General features: G+C 37.8%; 15 protein-coding genes and 1 pseudogene. 9 read left to right on the top strand and 7 right to left on the bottom strand.

Annotated elements, in window-relative coordinates; all coding sequences use genetic code 11:
- Positions 1–185: 185 nt before the first annotated feature.
- Entirely contained in the window at positions 186–1694 is a 1509-nt protein-coding gene (locus tag QA584_RS19880) for a PucR family transcriptional regulator (RefSeq protein ID WP_278270852.1), read from the bottom strand.
- A 192-nt stretch (positions 1695–1886) separates the two neighbouring features.
- Here QA584_RS19880 and QA584_RS19875 point away from each other — a divergent pair, with 192 nt between their 5' ends.
- Together QA584_RS19875 and QA584_RS19870 are read left to right on the top strand one after the other, a co-directional pair.
- Entirely contained in the window at positions 1887–3827 is a 1941-nt protein-coding gene (locus QA584_RS19875; RefSeq protein WP_278270851.1) for an NAD(P)/FAD-dependent oxidoreductase, read from the top strand.
- An 85-nt stretch (positions 3828–3912) separates the two neighbouring features.
- Positions 3913–4743 (top strand): SDR family oxidoreductase, encoded by an 831-nt coding sequence (locus QA584_RS19870; protein WP_278270850.1) that lies wholly within the window; start codon positions 3913–3915, stop codon positions 4741–4743.
- 201 nt (positions 4744–4944) lie between these two features.
- Here the strand turns inward: QA584_RS19870 and QA584_RS19865 are convergent, their stop codons facing one another.
- Entirely contained in the window at positions 4945–5895 is a 951-nt protein-coding gene (locus QA584_RS19865; RefSeq protein WP_278270849.1) for an AraC family transcriptional regulator, read from the bottom strand.
- 273 nt (positions 5896–6168) lie between these two features.
- Between QA584_RS19865 and QA584_RS19860 the strand changes: the two genes are divergently transcribed.
- A complete protein-coding gene (locus QA584_RS19860; RefSeq protein ID WP_278270848.1) occupies positions 6169–7011 on the top strand; it encodes an SDR family oxidoreductase in 843 nt (280 codons plus the stop codon).
- A gap of 306 nt (positions 7012–7317) precedes the next feature.
- Here the strand turns inward: QA584_RS19860 and QA584_RS28875 are convergent, their stop codons facing one another.
- Together QA584_RS28875 and QA584_RS19850 are read right to left on the bottom strand one after the other, a co-directional pair.
- A complete protein-coding gene (locus tag QA584_RS28875; protein WP_278270847.1) occupies positions 7318–7464 on the bottom strand; it encodes an Rrf2 family transcriptional regulator in 147 nt (48 codons plus the stop codon).
- 126 nt (positions 7465–7590) lie between these two features.
- Entirely contained in the window at positions 7591–8850 is a 1260-nt protein-coding gene (locus tag QA584_RS19850; protein WP_278270846.1) for a PucR family transcriptional regulator, read from the bottom strand.
- 180 nt (positions 8851–9030) lie between these two features.
- On the opposite strand from QA584_RS19850, the gene QA584_RS19845 reads away from it, so the two are divergent.
- From QA584_RS19845 to QA584_RS19830, 5 genes and pseudogenes are all read left to right on the top strand, one after another.
- Positions 9031–10116, top strand: a complete 1086-nt coding sequence (locus QA584_RS19845; RefSeq protein ID WP_278270845.1) for an amidohydrolase family protein — start codon at positions 9031–9033, stop codon at positions 10114–10116.
- Between the two features lie 23 nt (positions 10117–10139).
- A complete protein-coding gene (locus QA584_RS19840; RefSeq protein ID WP_278270844.1) occupies positions 10140–10301 on the top strand; it encodes a hypothetical protein in 162 nt (53 codons plus the stop codon).
- A gap of 163 nt (positions 10302–10464) precedes the next feature.
- Positions 10465–12009, top strand: a complete 1545-nt coding sequence (locus tag QA584_RS19835) for a leucine-rich repeat domain-containing protein (protein ID WP_278270843.1) — start codon at positions 10465–10467, stop codon at positions 12007–12009.
- Between the two features lie 145 nt (positions 12010–12154).
- Positions 12155–12349 (top strand): annotated as a pseudogene (locus QA584_RS28870) (hypothetical protein); the annotation flags it as partial.
- A gap of 25 nt (positions 12350–12374) precedes the next feature.
- Positions 12375–12698: an aldo/keto reductase gene (locus QA584_RS19830; protein ID WP_278270842.1), complete on the top strand. Its 324-nt coding sequence runs from the start codon at positions 12375–12377 to the stop codon at positions 12696–12698.
- 192 nt (positions 12699–12890) lie between these two features.
- On the opposite strand, the gene QA584_RS19825 is transcribed toward QA584_RS19830, so the two are convergent.
- A complete protein-coding gene (locus QA584_RS19825; protein WP_278270841.1) occupies positions 12891–13820 on the bottom strand; it encodes a ketopantoate reductase family protein in 930 nt (309 codons plus the stop codon).
- Positions 13821–13977: 157 nt separating this feature from the next.
- Here QA584_RS19825 and QA584_RS19820 point away from each other — a divergent pair, with 157 nt between their 5' ends.
- Positions 13978–14532, top strand: a complete 555-nt coding sequence (locus QA584_RS19820; protein ID WP_278270840.1) for a TetR/AcrR family transcriptional regulator — start codon at positions 13978–13980, stop codon at positions 14530–14532.
- A gap of 306 nt (positions 14533–14838) precedes the next feature.
- Here the strand turns inward: QA584_RS19820 and QA584_RS19815 are convergent, their stop codons facing one another.
- The gene (locus QA584_RS19815) at positions 14839–16890 is read right to left on the bottom strand and encodes a M56 family metallopeptidase (RefSeq protein WP_278270839.1); all 2052 of its coding nucleotides are present in this window, start codon (positions 16888–16890) and stop codon (positions 14839–14841) included.
- On the bottom strand, positions 16883–17284 hold the full coding sequence (locus QA584_RS19810; RefSeq protein WP_278270838.1) for a BlaI/MecI/CopY family transcriptional regulator: 402 nt from the start codon (positions 17282–17284) through the stop codon (positions 16883–16885). The genes QA584_RS19815 and QA584_RS19810 overlap by 8 nt, the downstream gene beginning before the upstream one ends.
- Between the last annotated feature and the right edge of the window lie 584 nt (positions 17285–17868).

Genomic DNA, 17868 nt, shown 5'->3' with positions numbered 1-17868 from the left:
ATTGAGAGTATAGGGAGGTGCACTTTATCCTTATGCTGATTTTTATGAGACATGTGATAGACTTGGATTGGTACTTTACCACGATTTTATGTTCGCATGCTATGCTTACCCAGTGCGCACGAAGAGTTTAATAAGAGTATTCTCCTATTCATATTACCTCCGGTTTTTTATAGTTGGCATTTATATTAGCTTTTTATTTTGTTAATCGAAGACAGCATTAATGATAAATAAATAAAAAGTACAGTCTGACCATCTTCATAATCAATATTGAACAATTCTTTAATCCTTTGTATACGGTAGTTCACAGTATTCTTATGCAGAAACATTTTTTTGCAGGTTTTTTGAATACTCCTTCCGCACTCCAGGTAGGTCAAAAGAGTATTAAAAAAATCAGTCTTATGCTCAACATCATAAAGCTCCAAGTCCGCAGTGACAGGATGGTAATATTTTTTACATTCTAGTGAATCGGCGCAATTAACCATAAAATCATAAAAACGATAATCGGAATACTTAAAAATAATATCGCTGTTATCTCCAAACTGACCGCCAAATAGAATTGCTTTTTTAGCCTGTTCATAATATAACTTAATATCGATTAGTGAATTGAAGGTATCACTTAAGCCGGATATCAAACTGTATTGCGTAATGTAGTCATAAATCTTTTTCAGATCGTCATTTACAAATAAAAATTTTTCAAGCAAAATGACTTCATATTCATCAAAGGTAATATGCTTAATTTTTCGTGAAATAGTATCTATCCCGTTTTTTACATATTGAACGTTTTTTTCGCCCTTCCCATGCAGATCAATCAGAAGTATCTGACAATATTCAGATTTTTTCCAGATTCGTGTCATCATACGGAAGGTCAGATCCTGTTCCGTTTTGATAATACCGGATAATAAATCATTTAATACATCTCTGTAGTCGCCTTTTCCTGAAATATCATTTATGCTTTGCAGCTTCAATGCCACAAGATCTGCTGCTGTGCTTATAATAGTAAGATCGTCCGGGGTCATAAGCTGTCTTGTAGTAATCAATGTAAAAAAGCCATACAAAGCTGTATCATTCTTGATGGTCCAGACATAGTAATCATATCCATATTCTTTCGTATGGAATGGTGGTTGGCTCCTAATAACGATGTCTACATAATGCTGAAAGGTGTCTTCTATCATATTAGGGTCATAATACCCATATTTTAATGTATTGTCCCATAAATCGATTCCCATGCTTTCGTGTTGTCTGTGTGAAATAACGTGATGTGAATAATCGACATAGGTTATGGGGTTTTGAAACTGCTCAAAAAGATAATCCATTAGATGTTCCATAAAGTTATCCGAAAGTAAAATCTGGTTTAAACGGGCCAGTCTATAGTGTGTTTCTGCTTTTTGGGCAATATATATATTGAGTTCTTTACATAGAATATGTTTATCAATGTGTTCGTTGATTGTTATATAATTGGAACCAGATATTTTATTGGTGATACCAGTACCAATGATAATATAGTTTCCATTTTCAGGAAGACCCTTTGCTGGAATATCGTCACAATACATTACATAAATTGCCTTTTGCAGCTCGCTTTGTTCACAGAATATATTCTCTGTGCAAATAACCTGTATGACAAAACATTCTGCATGAAAAAAGAATGTAATATCGTATTTTTCTTTTAGCCATGATCCTATTTCTGTTATATTCATGATAGCCCCCCAAATATTTTTTTTATTATATCATATATGTGATGATATCACAAATCAATTCTGATATCTTTGGGTTATTGACCTATTTATCTCCTGATAAATCTTGTATATACTATTAGGAATAGATTCGAAAACAATCTATTACACATACAAAAGGACAGGTATATTAATGAAAGAAGGTGCTAAAAAATAATGAACCCGAAGTATAAAAAATTGTTTGAAAAAAGTTACATTGGTAAAATGTCATTAAGCAACAAATTCATCATGTGTCCAATGTCGACTCATGCCTGGGATACCGGAAGCTTACTCTCGGATGACCAGATAGACTATTATGCTGAACGGGCTCGCGGTGGAGTTGGTATGGTTATTCTGGAAGGACAATTTATTTCCACCAAAGTTGATAAGGCATTCACCTCAATGCCAGCAGCTGGGACCGTGGATCAAGCCATAAGATGGGCTATGCTAGTCGATCGGTTCCGTGGTTATAATACGAGGTTGTGCAACCAGCTTGTTATCGGTGCAGGACGAAATACCTCGAAACAGCTTGATAATTTTCTTCCTGGACCTTCCGAGGTACCCCTTATTTCTAATCCAGATAAGAAGACCTATGCAATGACCAAAGAACAAATTCAAGTTATGATTGAGGAATTTGTAAAAGCTGCAGTTACTTCAAAAGCAGCAGGATTTGATTGTATTGAGATTCATGCACATTCAGGATACCTACTCGATACTTTTATGATGAAGTTATGGAACCGTCGTACGGACGAATATGGCGGAAGCAATGAGAATATGGCCAGGGTTCCGGCTGAAATTGTAAAAGCCATAAGAACTGCCGTAGGACCGGATTACCCTATTCTGTTCAGAATGGCCTCCAGACATCATTTTGAAGGTGGACGTACTTTAGAAGAAAGCTTGGAAATCATCAAGATATTGGACGAGGCAGGAGTTGATGCTTTTGATATCGACACTGGGAGCTATGAAACTCCAGATTGGATGGTTCCACCTGCCTATTATGGTGACGCGCCTTCCATGGAGGACGCAGCTGTGATTAAGAAAGTGACTAATAAACAAGTCCTTATAACCAATAGTATCACCCTGGACACTGCAGCAGAAGCTTTGGCAGAAGGCAAATCAGATTTTTTTATGGTTGGCAGACCTTTAATTGCCGATCCGCATCTGATACGCAAGGTCTTTGAAGGTAAAGAGGAAGATATTCGTCCATGTATCCGATGCAACGAATATTGCCTTGGCGGAATTACAAGGGGGCGTCGTGCTTCTTGCGCTGTGAATGCTCAAGCTTTACAGGAGCGAGTATTCAAATTTGAAATAGCCGATATCGCTAGAAAAGTTGTAGTAATCGGCGGAGGTCCCGGGGGTCTAGAAGCGGCAAGGGTAGCTGCTATAAAAGGACATGACGTAACACTATATGAAAAAACAGGCACACTGGGGGGACAGATTACGGCAGCTGCAACACCGGCCTTTAAGGGACAGCTTGCAAAATATCTTCAATATCTCATTCGCCAGAACAAAAAGCTGGGAGTAAAAATCCATATTAATACTGAGATTACTGAAAGTTCTCCCGAACTGGCCAATGCTGATAAAATCATTGTAGCTCTCGGTGCAAAATCATTTTTACCACCGATTAAAGGAATTAACGGGGATCATGTGATTGAGGTCATGGAAGCACACCTTCACCGCCATTTTGAAATCGGCAATAAAGTAGTAGTCGCAGGTGGCGGTTTATCCGGCTGTGATAGTGCTCTGGAATTGGCGATGGAAGGAAAAGACGTCACCATCGTCGAAATGCTTGACGAAGTTGCTGTTAATGCATTTATAAATAACCGTATAGCATTGCTCAAAAAACTGGCCGAATTCAAAGTAAAACTTTTAACCGGCAAAAAAATACTGGAATTTACAAAGGAAGGTGTAGTAATAGAAAGTAAGGATGGCAGCAATCAGGAGGTTAAAGCCGATACCATAATAGCATCTTTTGGTACCAGACCACGTAACACTCTCGCTGAAGCAATCTGCGATCAATATCCGACAGCAAAAGCAATTGGTGACTGTGTCTCCATTGGACAAGTCGGCGAAGCAGTCCGTTCCGGTTTCTTTACAGCTTGGGCAATTGATTAATTTTAATTTATTAAATTACTTTTCATAAAGCAAGTGTATCTGCAAATAAATATTATGACAATATTGTCAGCAAGGAGGGAATTTTATGATAGATATTAAAGGACGTACCGCATTCATTACTGGAGGGGCTAATGGTATTGGATTGGGCATTGCCAGAAGCTTAGCTCGCGAAGGAGCAAAATTGGCTTTGATAGATATTGACTCTGGTGCTCTTGCAACTGCGAAGGCAGAACTGCAGAGTATGACTCAAGTAGAGACATATGTACTAGATATCTGTGACCGTGAGGCTTTTGCTGCTACTGCTGATGAAGTGGAACGCGTATTGGGACCGGTAACACTTCTGTTCAATAATGCTGGTGTAGCTGCTGCTTCATCTATAGGGGGACTTACTTATGAACTTTGGGACTGGGCTCTTAGTATCAATCTTATCGGTGTTATCAACGGTATTCAGACTTTTCTGCCTAGAATGATTAAAAACGGTCAGGGCGGACATATCGTCAATACCTCCTCAGGTGCGGGTCTTGTAGCATTTGGAAACGGAGTTTTATATACTACAACCAAATTCGCGGTTGTCGGTCTGTCAGAGGAGTTGAAAGTCAGCCCGGAATTGAAAGCTGCTGGAATCGATGTAAGCGTACTTTGTCCTGCTCGCGTAGCAACTGATATTGTTAAGAGAACAGTGGAATCAACTCCAAAGGGTAATGCTTTAATTCCGGAGGAATTACAAAAGAAGATGGCTGAGAATGTAGAAAAAGCAGGAAAGGCGCTTCATCAGTATGGACTCAGCATTGATGTTGTTGGTGATATGGTTCTCAAGGGAATTCAGGAAAATGCTACATTCATTCTGACTGACCGCCAAATGGAGGGACCTTTAAAAGCTAGAGCAGAAGAACTTCTCAAATCACTGCCTCAATAGGTAGTTATAACGATTTCATCCCAGTTAAACCAATAAAAAAAGAGAAGTATATAAACCTCTGAGTTTAGTTAAAACTGATATGCTCCCCTTGTTGTAAACAGTTAAAAAATAATAACTGATTATTACAAGGAGGAGCAACAAGCTTTTATCATCACCGGACCTACATCCGGCATCGGCTATCGGGCTGCCCTCGAACTTGGATTATATACTATTTTCAAATGTACTAGTTACATAACTTTTTCTTGAAGATTTTATATCTTTATAGGGTGGCTGTCCAAAAAGCCTCTTATATTCCCTGGTAAATTGAGACGAGCTTTCATAACCAACTTCCATAGCTGCAGTGGTAACATCCATACACTCACTCAACATAAGCCTTCTTGCTTCGCGAAGGCGAAGTTCTTTCTGATATTGTAATGGTCCCATTGAAGTTACTAATTTAAACTTATGATGAAGCCCTGAGACACTCATATTGGATAACTTCGCCAGTTCTTCAACCATAAACGGTCTTCTAAAATTTTTTTTGATCCATTCTATCGCTTTACCAACTCCGTCTGACTCCTGGTTTACGAGAACCTGTTGAATAAACAAGTACCCATACTCTCCGGTCAGCAGATGATAAATCATTTCACGTTTAATAAGCTTCGCTAAATAATAGGCATCTTTAGGTCTATCAGTCAACATTAGAAGTTTGATAAATAAATTCAATAACTCCTCGTCCGTTTTCCCAACAAATACTCCTAAATAAAGTTTCTTATTATCTGTATTAAATTCAAGCTTAGCATCCATTACAACGGAAGCTATTTCACTTGCGGTGAAGTCAATCCTCAGACTTATAGCGGGTAACTCATTTGAGGCATCTTTTACTTGTACAGAAATAGGCATATCAATGATGGAAGCTGCGAAATCACCAGGATTAAAGTGAATCGTTTCTTTTCCTGCATGAAACATCTTTGTACCTTGTAGAATAATACTAAATGCAGGATTTATTATACCAGGACTTATTGGAATCTCACTACTATGTCTGGTAATAAATAAAAATGGAATTATAGTTTGAGTGTTTCCCTCAGATTTAGTAATTCTCTCTGACAATTCAATTATTGTATGCAATGCATGCTGCTTGATAGAATCATCACTTTCTTTTTGTTCTGACATTTATTCTTTACCTAACCTTTATATGCAGTTCTTAGTTAATAGGTCTCTGAAAGTCTTATTATAGCTTAAAAATTTAGTACTGGTAGTTATTAAAATTATAGTATGCATTGTGCCAAAAATCAATGTATTTTATTTTATATTGAAAAGAGTTTTGCAGGATTAGGCAAGTTTTATACATGATCATTATATATTGTTATCAATTTTTATGTAATAATATAGACATTTCAGTTTAAAGTCTAAACTTACTAAATATATAGAAAGAGGTATAATGAAATGAAAGAAAAAACTTGGTTTATAACAGGTATTAGCAGCGGATTTGGAAGACACATGGCTGAACAACTCCTTGAAAGAGGAGATAGAGTTGCTGGTACTGTACGCGATATGAATTCGGTAGATGATCTAAAGAAAAAATATGCAGATCGTCTATGGCTGGCTCGTCTTGATGTTACTGATATCCAATCTGTTTATGAAGTTGTTGACCTGGCCTTCAAACAGCTTGATAAGATCGATGTTATTGTTAGCAATGCTGGTTATGGTCTTATTGGTGCCGCTGAAGAATTAACGATTGATCAGATTACTCATCAAGTCAGCACTAATCTTCTTGGATCGATCCATTTGATTCGGGCCACATTGCCTCATCTACGAAGCCAGGGAGAGGGACGAATCATACAGATATCATCCTCAGGCGGTCAATCTGCATACCCTGGAGGATCACTATACCATGCAACTAAGTGGGGAATCGAAGGGTTTTGCGATGCTGTAGGACAAGAAGTTGCTCCTTTTAATATCGGTCTTACAATAGTAGAACCTGGTGGAGCACGTACGAATTTTAGACATCATGGTACAAAATTAGGTCCAAAGATAGAGGCTTATGCGATTTCTCCGGCTCATAAGGTAAGAGGCGGTTTTGAAGATAGCTCAAGTATTTCAATAGGTGATCCTGAGAAAATGGTCAAAATCATGATTGATAGTGTAGATCAGCAACCGGCGCCGAAAAGATTAGCTCTTGGAAGTGATGCCTATTATACAATCCATCAATCACTTTCAGACAGGCTTTCAGAACTTGAGTTGCAAAAAGAGCTTGCATTTTCCACGGACTTTTCCGTTAATGGATAATGATAGTCCGCCGCTGTTTCTTCGAGTAGGTCAAGCACACGGTAAAGAATTGGTATGAGGTTGCGGCAGCGCCTATTTAAAGATGATATAATAGAAAAAAGAAATGTAAAAATGTTAAGTAATAATAATCAAGGACAGTCTTCGAAACTTTGTAGTTTCTTAGACTGCTCCATTTTTTTAAACAATGTCATAAATACGTTTTTCTTTAAGGTGGTTCACCATTTTCTCATCGGCATCCCTCATAACCTTTTCTATGTGACAAGCGCGATTTTCGTCCATTTCACAAGTGAAAACGCTCCGCTGCCTTCAAGGGCTTGAATGACGATAAAAGCTTATTTCAATCTTAGGTTTCCTGAGACTATAACCTCCATTTACTCCAGGTGTAGACTGAATAAGGTCAGCCTTGATTAATTGAGTTAGTATCTTGGACAGGTAGGTAGTTGATATATTCATGTGTCCAGCTAAAGACTGAAAAATTGTCTTTCCCTTCTTGCTTAACGAAATAGGCCATTATATGCAAAGCATAGTTAAGTGTGATTTAGTTATCTGATTAATTGTAGGCTTAACAAATATTCTTTTTCATGGAATTATGCCTTTGCTTTCCAGCAATCTTATAGACATGAAAATCCGGCTTTTTTCGTCGCCATTATCTAGCATGATTCCCGTTATCTCTTTTATTTTTCCTATCCGGTAGAACAAGGTGTTTCGGTGGATATTCAGTGCTTTTGCGGCTTCAGCCGGTGCTGAAGTGTAATATATATATTGTTTCAATGTGTCAAGAAGAGAAGAGCAATTTTCGTTGTCATAATTTATTAGGGAAATAACAGCCGGATGGCAGATATCCATGGGATCATACCTGTCGGAAATCATATCGGAAATAATATACAAGGTACAATCGTCGAAAGAAGAACAATGAGAGTTCCTCTTCTGGTCTATTAAAAGAGCGTCAAGAGCATACTGATATTGCTTCTTTGCTTCCGTCAGAGCGGAAAATTTCTGGCTTATCCCTGCATATAAATTATTTTCTTCTAAAAATTTGTGAAAAGTGCTGCTTTGGGAATCAAATAACGCTGCATAGAGAATTTCGTCAACAAACGCAACAATAGCGGAGTGATAGATGATGCGCTGCTCGACTGGAATATAAGACTTTAAAGTTCGGAAAACAATGGATACTTTATTGTCGAATGCTTCCTCAATACTGTTGCAGATTACTATAATATATATGGAATTCGACCTGATCCAATTTGGGTTTGATTTCATACCATGGAGAACGGTGTTATCGTCCGTTCTGCCTTCAATAAGGTCGGAAAGAATATAAGCCGGGTGATGGTTGTTATCAAGGTTTAAGAGAATATTCCGTTGAAGCTGGGCAGCTAATAGAGGGCGAAGTTTTTCAAGCAGCATATAATCTGTTTCCTGAAATGCCATACCCCCTTCAAGGACAATAAAACGGGCCACCTCAATGATGTCTATTTTTATAGAAGCAATAAGCATTCCCTGGAACAAGGACTTATCCTTCGGGCTAAAGTACAAAATCGGTTTTTTATCTTCCGGTGAATGGTTTGAGAAAATGAAATCGTCTGAAGCTTTGCTGAGGTATTGAGTACTGTTTTCGTTATATTCAAACTGAAATACGCTGCTTGCATCAAATGATGCGGCAAGAACCTTGTAGCTTGAATCATACAGCATCAACGGGCGGTCTAGTATCTTTCTTGCTTTATCAATCAGCGTCTGCAAACTCTTATTTGCAAAAAATGCATCGGAGAGTTCTTGCATATCCAACGCAACTTTTATTTCAGGATTACGTATTTCCCTTGAATCATATTTGTTAAATTCCATAAAGACCTCCTAAACTGTGCAATAGTACAATCACATATGCACCTTATTCAAATATTTTAAATCTGTGTACATTGCAGTATCACCTATAGTGTAATATTATAGTTATTATCAGTCAAGCAATATATTTAGCTGAGACTGTACAGTTGCACAATCGAGCAAACAATTTAAGGAGGTATTATTATGGCATCAACTGCAATCATGAATGTAAATATTTTCAATGGAACAAATATTTTAAAAACCGGTACGGTAGTTTTTGAAGACGGCTTGATCACCAACAAAACAAATGGTGAAATTACCATTGACGGTACCGGCTGTACACTTCTCCCGGGCCTTATCGACTCCCACGTTCATCTTGACTCACTGCATGATTTAGAGGCAGCAGCGCATTGCGGAGTGACGACAATGCTTGATATGGCGACCAGGTCTGCAGCTGCTTTCGATGCATTAAGAAACCATCCCGGTTTACCAAGTATTAAGAGCTGCTATCTGCCGGCATTTCCACCAAACAGTGATGTCCGCACTAAGATGGGATATCCGGATAATGCAGAAATAAAGAGTAAACAAGAAGCCATTTGGTTTGTTAATGAACAGATTTCCTCAGGCGCAGCTTATATAAAGATCCTCTTAGAGGAGCAGGGAGTAAGCGGCGGTGCTGAATTTCCGCTCGAACTTATCACTGCCATTGTTGAAGAAGCCCACCGTCAGCATAAACATGTGATCGCTCATGCCGTTTCTCCAATATCCTATAAAGTCGCCATAGAGGCTGGCGTGGATGTTTTGACGCACATTCCTTTTGCAGTACTCTTGCCGCAACCAATTATAGATGCGATGTCCGCAAAGGGGTGCGTATCAGTGCCGACAATGGGTATGATGAAAGGCATTGTCGAATCGGTTAAAAGGCAGAATCCCCAGGTACCGTTTAACTACGAATTTGTACGGCAGTCGGTTGCGGCGATTCACAAATCGGGCATAAATATCATGGCCGGCACTGATTCCAACAATGACCAGACAGCTCCGTGCGCTATACCATACGGTTTTGGTCTGCAGGCTGAGCTTTCATACATGGTTGACGCTGGTCTGACGCCAGTTGAAGCACTGCAAAGTGCCACAAGCAAACCTGCGGATTATTTTGGACTTAAGGACAGAGGTGTTATTGCTGCCGGACGCAGAGCTGACTTACTGCTTGTGGAAGGTGATCCCACGACGGACATTCAGGCAATTAAGAATGTCAAAGGGGTCTGGATTAGTGGAAAAGCAGTGATATAAAAAATTAGAAAGTTGGTGTCATTATGCTATTTAGCAAACCGGAAACGAATACAGTCGAAGTCATTCTTGATAAGTTCGCTGTAAAGGAACTTATAGAATTTGAGCCGAAAGGACTTGTGGGTATGATTCTTAACCGTCCATTTATTTATGGTATCACTGCACAGAATGGCAGCTTGTTGCCTTAAGACTCTATTCCGGTCGATGTGTTTATGCAGCAGCTGCCATGTAAGCATTTATATTGGAGCAAAAAAGCCAGGTAAATGGGTATAATATAAAAATATAGTGGATTATATTGACAAATATTGATACAAATGTTACCATTTTTAAACTAATACTAGGGGGAAAAAAATGAAAACACATAAAAGACAATATTTTTCAATGATTTGTTTGATATTCGTACTAACATTGTTCAGTAAAATCACTAACGTTTTGGCGGAATCAAACAGTGATTACAAGTATACGGTTAAAAACGGTGAAGTCATAATCACGAAATATATAGGAACGTCGGTTTATGTAAATGTACCAACTTCTATAAAAGGCAAGCCTGTAACTAAAATCGATAAATTAGCATTTGCGTACACGGATATAAAAACTATTCGGATTCCCAATAGTGTAAAGAAGTTATCGGAAGATGTACTAGCCGGTTGCGATAATTTAACAGGTGTAATAATCGGTGATGGCTTAACAACATTGCCAGCAGGCACCTTTGAAGATTGTTCAAAACTAAAGTATGTTGTATTGGGTAAAAAGGTTACGAAAATTGATGATTCATTTGATATATTGACGGACTATTATGATTTAAAATATATAGCAATTCCAAATAAAAAATGCGAATTCGGCATGTGGCTTGAATCTAGTTATTATGAGCTGCTATGTGCACCGGATTCTGTTGAAGGGAAAAAGGCGCAGAAACGTGAGGAAGAATATCAAAAGTTGTATGAAAAAGAAAAGGATGACTATGAAGAACTATATTCCAATATGTATGACAATTATGATGCATATTTCAATGGAATGTTTGGAGATGAATTTGAAGAAAATTTCGATGTAGAAACAGAGGATTTTCAAAATATAACTTTTTATAATGCAGATAAAAAGTTGTGTACGATTCCAATGGTGCCAGACGATACCGTACTTAAAGACTTGTATTATTTGGGTAATACATCGGACAAAACATTCATAGGTTGGTATTCCAGCCCATCGTTTAAAGAAAAAGTTAATAAAATAGATGGAACTATAACAACTTTGTATGCAAGATTTGAAAATAACCCAGCTGGTCTGAGTGTTAAAGTAAGCAAAAAATCCGATACGCAGTACAAGATTTCCTGGAAAAAGAAAGCTGGTTATTATTATCAGGTAGAAATGAAAAATGCAGATTATATAGGTAGTAAGTATAAGATATTGCAATCTTATAAGAAAGACATGAGCTCCTATACGGCAAAAGTAAATAAAAACTATGATAAAATTTTCAGAGTTAGATATTATAAAATAATTGATGGTATTAAGGTCTTTAGTGATTACTCCAAAAGCTCTTATTCGTCTGAACCATCTTATCCAACCGTTTATCTACAGACTTATTCCTTAGGAATGGATTACTTTGGCGGAATAAACAATTATATTATTTACTATAACAATTCAAGCAAAAAAATAAAATATATTGTTTTTACTGCTCAAGCTTATAACCAGGTTAACGACCGGATTAAGAGTGAAATTGGAGGATATTCATCTTTTAGAATGAAAGATGTTGGTCCAATCGCCAAGGGTGAATACGGAGGCGGTGAATGGGATGGGGTATGGTATAATACCACTACCGCCTATGCAAAAATTACAAAAATCGAAATAGAGTATATGGATGGCTCGAAGAAGACTCTGAATGTAAACATAAAAAGTAAATAGTATTTTATGGTGTCTGGAAGCTCTTTAAATAAGAAAGTATTTAAGATTTTTAGACTTAAAAAGTGTATATGTTAGAGCGTATTATACTGAAAAAAACAGGCAAAACAATATATAGGTTATACAAAATAAAAACTAGCAAGAGTTTATGGGGGGCCTTATGTTTGATCAAATTAGTCATTTAAATGAAGAACTTGCAGGGCTCGTTGACCGCCATACGGATCGGGATGGTCCGCAGTCTACGGAGATTCCAGCGCTTAGCTTTTCTCGTTATACGGCCCCTCATCCTTACACTGGAACAGGTGCACCTTATAGAATAAACAAACCTTCAATCTATTTTGTCGTTCAAGGATTAAAGGATGTTGTATTTGGGGAAGAGCGATTTAGATATGGACCGTCAAATTGGAAAAGTAGCAGCAGAACGTGGAGTAAGCCGTGCACAAATCTCACTTGCCTGGCTGTATCGCAATCCAGTTGTTGCTGCGCCTATCATTGGAACGCTTAAAACCAGCCATATCGACGATGCGGTTGCAGCTCTTTCAATTAAGCTGACCAAAGAAGAAGCTGAGCAATTAGAGGCTGCCTACACTCCTCGTGTGGACGTGAATGTAAAAAACTCTGATCCGAAGGCCATAGCCCAAATGGCGGCAACCGTTGGTATCAAAATCGCTGTTCCGGCTACGTCCAAATAGGTTAATCATTGCAAAGCCCGCAGGGCAGTGTACGAAGTGTGGCTTATCGACTAGTATAACTAAAAATCGAAATCAGTCCATTTACTCGAATAATGATAGCAATATCCCATAACAAAACAGGACCTCCTGACGTAATTACAACTTTACGATAGGAGGTCTTTTCATCATTGTCTATTTTCGTAGATTGGTTCCTTATTTTGTTATCAGGCTTTCTACATCGTAAAGCCGTGGTGTCTTTATTCCGTACTTTCTGGCATCTGCAATAACTTCCTGCACTGCATAGCCAACTTTATAGTGGTTATGCGCCAAAAGTGCATAGGACATGCTATTCGGCGAAAAAACAATATGGCTCATAAGAAATCCAACAACTCTAGGGGGCAGGCCGCCCAACACTTTTGTCATGACATCAAGTTTTGAGCCCTTTGCTTTTAATACAGGGATCATTTCTTTTAAGTTCTGTCCTAATCCATCGAGGGCTTCCCGTGAGGTAGCTACCTCCTTAAAACTGCCGCTTTTTAATACTTCGGTTTCCATTGCAGCGTTGACTGCTAAGTGATTCCAAAGCCAACTTTTTACATCCTTTTGAACCATGATCTTAAAGCCGGTCTGAGTAAAAAGCTTACGGACCTCTAAATCCCTTTTGGTAGGCTCTGCTTCAAATGTTCCAAACTGAACCGTTTTGTATAGCCCGCCGTAAAGTGTGTTTCCTTCAAACCCGCCGCCAGCACCTGGGAAGCCATAAACAATTTGACTGGGCGGAATCGGCTGAACAGCCAATCTTGGGTCTTGCCAGATATTGCTGAAAAAAAGGACGGTTGCATTGTTAACGCGGGGTGCCAGGTACTTAACCGCACTTGATATCTGCTCGGGGTTGACGCTCATAAAAATGAGGTCATAGTCGTGATTTTCTTTTATCTCTTCGTGGATAACAATAGGCCATTTTTCTTTGATTATCCGGTCTTTTTTGCTTTGTCTTGCATCCCATAATTCCAAGTTTACATAGGAGCCATATTGTGCCTTCCTGCCTTCGCGAACATAGAATTCGACGGTGTGACCTGCATTTTCAAACGCCCAGGCATATTGCGTTCCAATGACACCACGCCCAAAGAAAAGTATTTTCATAAAGATTCCTCCATAATGAATGCGTGTTGACTTTTCAACACTTGTTTGATATTCTGAGTATACTGATTTGTAATGAGAATTTCAATGGTTACAATAGTTCCAACTGTTGATAACTCAACACATTGCTCTGATTTGTTGATTTCTGGAGGAGAACGCTGTGGATAGAAGAATAAAAAAAACAAGACAATTGATTATGGATACCTTCATCGACCTGTTGGACGAAAAAGGCTTTGAGAAAATAACCATCAATGACATAGCCGAACGGGCTGACATAAACCGTGGGACTGTTTATCTGCATTATGTGGATAAATTCGACTTACTTGACAAGTGTATAGAAAAACATATTGAACTGCTGCTAAATCACTGTGCCAATAGTACGGATACCACGCTAAACGCTAATGCATTTCAGAGTATCTTTGAATATCTGGAGGAAAATATCAAAATGTATCAGTTACTGCTTAACAATGAAAGATTTGGATTTTTCCGTAGCCGCTTATATTCCGTTATTGAGCAAACAGTAACTGAGGTTATCGGGGTAAAGTCAGAAAACAGCGCATTTTCCAATGGCGTTGCGACTCATTTTCTGACTTCTGGGTTTATTGGAGTATTGGAATGGTGGATTAATAATTCTATGCCTTGCAATGTTGAGGAAATTACGAAGCAGCTTATGTTTATGCTGGAACCATACACCAGGCATCTTGTATCACACTAACCTGATTTGCAGCAGGGTTATTATCTGTCAGAACAGAAAGGAACTGATTAATCATAAGTAATTAACATCAAAAACTCCATAGTATAGAGTATTGTGGAAAGCAGGAAGCCGTAGCTTTATATTAAATGCAGTGGTTCCAATATAAAGCAGTGTCCAAGATAAAACTTCTGACTTAATTTAAAACAACGAAACAATCGTTTGTTTAACTTCTGCTTTCCACAAATTTTTTTGTAAAATGATTGTGTTCCAGATTTTGATTCCCAATTCTTATACATTTGATTATTCTTTACGAAAGCTTTATACAGATTATTTTATTTGCTTAAGTACCTCTTTATTCTTCTCTAAATCAACCTCAAGAACACTCATACCCTCTACTACGGCTGCGGCATAAGAATCCTCTGCGGGAATTGTGAGGGATTCAGTTTTTATTTCTCCCTGCAAAACGATATTGAGATAGGTAAGGAATTGTCCTTGATTCAGATCGGTATCTATTCCAGGAATAATCTGGAGCAGAACGTTGGTCAGCTCCTCAATATTTTTTTTGCTGCATTCTTCCATAATACTGGATATCAGTCCTCTTAACCGTGCAGTCCTTCCTAAATCCCCTTTTTCACCTTTAAGTGTTGGAACCATACGTACTCTCAAATAGCCAAGTGCCTGATTTCCGTTCAGTTTCTGTTTTCCGGCAATTACATTGCGGTATTTCTTATTGCTGATAAAGTTTGTACTGTTCAAGTAGTCTGCTTCTTGCTCTGACAGCTCAATATCGACGCCGCCGATGGAATTGATTGTATTTTCAAAAGCATCCATATTGACCGTAACGACATGGTCTATGGTAAAGTTAAAGTTAGTTTCAAGTGTATCCTTGATAAGGTTAGAACCACCAAGCTTATAAACTGAACTTAACTTGTCTTTTCCGTGATTGGGTACATCTAAATACATGTCACGCAGGAAGGAAACTAAATCTATTTTTTTCATATCCGGCTTCATACTTACCACTAATATGCTATCCGCCCGCAAATAATCGGCATCCTTGTTACCATCAACTCCTACTACCAGTATATTATTTGTTTTATCAAGCTTTTCTTTGGTATTGCTTTTTGCAGTCTCAGTTTGGGTATTTTTTAAATCAGCTTGATTATCCGTTACCTTGCTCTCAATCGTTTTTGCAGGTACCAGCCATGGAGTCAGGCTTCCTGCTGCTATCATTAGACAAGCTAACCCTATAATAATATAAGTACCTTTTTTTGTGGGTTTTGCATTCATGATTTGATAAAACCGGTCCTTTAACTGCTTCTTTTTTGCTCCAAACCCAGTTGAAAGCAGGATATTGTTATTATTACTGCCACCTGTCAGCATATGAATTAAAAGATAGCTGTAATTTTCTCTATAGTTGAGTGTTTTGTTAGCTATTAAACTCTCATCACAGTATAATTCAATATCATTATTAGCCAGGTAAACCATATAATGAACAAAAGGATTAAACCAGTGCACGGCTGCTGCAAGGAGCAAGAGAAACTTATATACTAAATCATGATGCTTGTAATGGATGAGTTCATGCTTTAGTAAAAAGTGGTATTGTTCTGCTGTAAAATCCTTTGAAGGCAGTACAATACAAGGGTTAATAAATCCAATCAGCATGGGTGAAACTACCTGCTTGCAGGAAATGATACCGATTTTACATTTTAAGCCCAATTCACTGCAAAGGCGTTGTAACTGCTCAGTCATATTCTGATCTTTAACTGTTATACTCCATCTTGAGATTTTAGCTCGAAAGCTGTAGTAAGTGATTATGTGATATCCAAGATACAGTAACAGTCCTGCTAACCATATCATTGGCAGGAGAGTAAGACTGGTGTTGGAGATGTCTATATGTATTTGTGAGCCGATAACTCCTTTTACAGCTGATAAAAAGGGGGCTTTTGAGTTAAATGAAATCCTGCTGTTATTCTTTTCGTTTTCGTTTTGTAATTTATTATCCGCTAATACATTCCCTTCAGGTTGTGTATTTCCATTTTGCTGATTTTTAATGACTTGTTGTTCAGTATCTGCCGGTTGTTTGTTTTTAACTGATGAATTATAGGAGGATTTATCATACGTATCAACTGATTCCTTACTGGGTGAAGTAACAAATTCAATGGTGGTCCTGCCCGAATTAGTAATACTTGATACAGGTAGCAAGCTGATATTAACAGGTAGGATAAGACGAATTGCAATTACTGCCCAAACAATGTAAATCCATCGTCTTGAATAACTTTTACGTAATAATTTGTTCAGTATTATGACACATAGTATGACAAAAGCCCCTAAAGCAGATAAGCTTACAACCGTGAGAAATAGATTGAATATACTATTCATTCTTACCACCTTCTTTCGCCACTTTAATAATATCTATTATGTCTTCAATATCATTTTCTGTAATAGTCTGATCTTGAACCAGGGAGGCTATTAATTTTTTATAGGAACTGCTATAAAACTGTTCCAAAAAAGTTTTTGTTTCTTTTTTTAAATAGTCTTCTTCTAAAATTAAGGGAGCATAGTATTTTAATCTGCCCTGTTTCTTCGTTTCAATAAAACCCCGTTCTTCAAGACGCGTTAGTAACACCTGAACCGTAGACCGGGACCAGTTCTTTTGCTCACACACCTGCTTGACAACGTTACCCGTACCGATTGAGTCACCGGATTGCCAGATTATCTGCATAATAAGCAGCTCAGAATCAGGCAGTCTCTCATAATTATCTTTACTTTTCATGTGTTTTTTCCCTTTCTTAGTTATTAAATATGGAATTAAAAAAAATAGTTCTATGCATCGATACATGATTTACCATATATTCACTATAGCTCTTTCGTTGACAAATGTCAATACAATTTAATGACATTTGTCAACGAAGTTTTATATGAAGTATTTTTAGGGTAATTTAGATAAATTAGTAGGACATACGGATTCTTTACTACTTGACCGGGGGATATGCAATGCCGTATGCAGATATCATTACCGGTAACCCGGTATATTCCAGCGAGTATGACATGGAGATGCTTTAACCCCCTTTTATCAAAGTATTAAGTCAGGGTGTACAACATTGTACAGGGTAAATATGCAGGGAATACCCAATATTCCTATCTATATTCTGTTGGTTTTAATGCTTGGAAAGAGGAAAGGATAGCTATTGACATAACGATTTTCTAAGGATATTTTTTTTGACGATTCTAAGAAGAATATTGATACAGCATTGAAACTGGGATATGATGCTGTACATGTAAAAGATTTTTATGATAAGGATGAAAAAACAGACAAGATTTTTTCTGTAAAAGTTATATAAGGACAAACGAAGTTAG

This window comes from Anaerocolumna sp. AGMB13025, from assembly GCF_029689925.1.
Lineage (GTDB): Bacteria > Bacillota > Clostridia > Lachnospirales > Lachnospiraceae > Anaerocolumna.
This window is presented reverse-complemented; position numbering and strand designations above follow the sequence as displayed.

What these genes read in the sequence shown, in the direction of transcription:
- QA584_RS19880 (WP_278270852.1), bottom strand. Translation starts at nt 1,694, where the DNA reads ATGAATATAACAGAAATAGGATCATGGCTAAAAGAAAAATACGATATT.
- QA584_RS19875 (WP_278270851.1), top strand. Translation starts at nt 1,887, where the DNA reads ATGAACCCGAAGTATAAAAAATTGTTTGAAAAAAGTTACATTGGTAAA.
- QA584_RS19870 (WP_278270850.1), top strand. Translation starts at nt 3,913, where the DNA reads ATGATAGATATTAAAGGACGTACCGCATTCATTACTGGAGGGGCTAAT.
- QA584_RS19865 (WP_278270849.1), bottom strand. Translation starts at nt 5,895, where the DNA reads ATGTCAGAACAAAAAGAAAGTGATGATTCTATCAAGCAGCATGCATTG.
- QA584_RS19860 (WP_278270848.1), top strand. Translation starts at nt 6,169, where the DNA reads ATGAAAGAAAAAACTTGGTTTATAACAGGTATTAGCAGCGGATTTGGA.
- QA584_RS28875 (WP_278270847.1), bottom strand. Translation starts at nt 7,464, where the DNA reads ATGAATATATCAACTACCTACCTGTCCAAGATACTAACTCAATTAATC.
- QA584_RS19850 (WP_278270846.1), bottom strand. Translation starts at nt 8,850, where the DNA reads ATGGAATTTAACAAATATGATTCAAGGGAAATACGTAATCCTGAAATA.
- QA584_RS19845 (WP_278270845.1), top strand. Translation starts at nt 9,031, where the DNA reads ATGGCATCAACTGCAATCATGAATGTAAATATTTTCAATGGAACAAAT.
- QA584_RS19840 (WP_278270844.1), top strand. Translation starts at nt 10,140, where the DNA reads ATGCTATTTAGCAAACCGGAAACGAATACAGTCGAAGTCATTCTTGAT.
- QA584_RS19835 (WP_278270843.1), top strand. Translation starts at nt 10,465, where the DNA reads ATGAAAACACATAAAAGACAATATTTTTCAATGATTTGTTTGATATTC.
- QA584_RS19825 (WP_278270841.1), bottom strand. Translation starts at nt 13,820, where the DNA reads ATGAAAATACTTTTCTTTGGGCGTGGTGTCATTGGAACGCAATATGCC.
- QA584_RS19815 (WP_278270839.1), bottom strand. Translation starts at nt 16,890, where the DNA reads ATGAATAGTATATTCAATCTATTTCTCACGGTTGTAAGCTTATCTGCT.
- QA584_RS19810 (WP_278270838.1), bottom strand. Translation starts at nt 17,284, where the DNA reads ATGAAAAGTAAAGATAATTATGAGAGACTGCCTGATTCTGAGCTGCTT.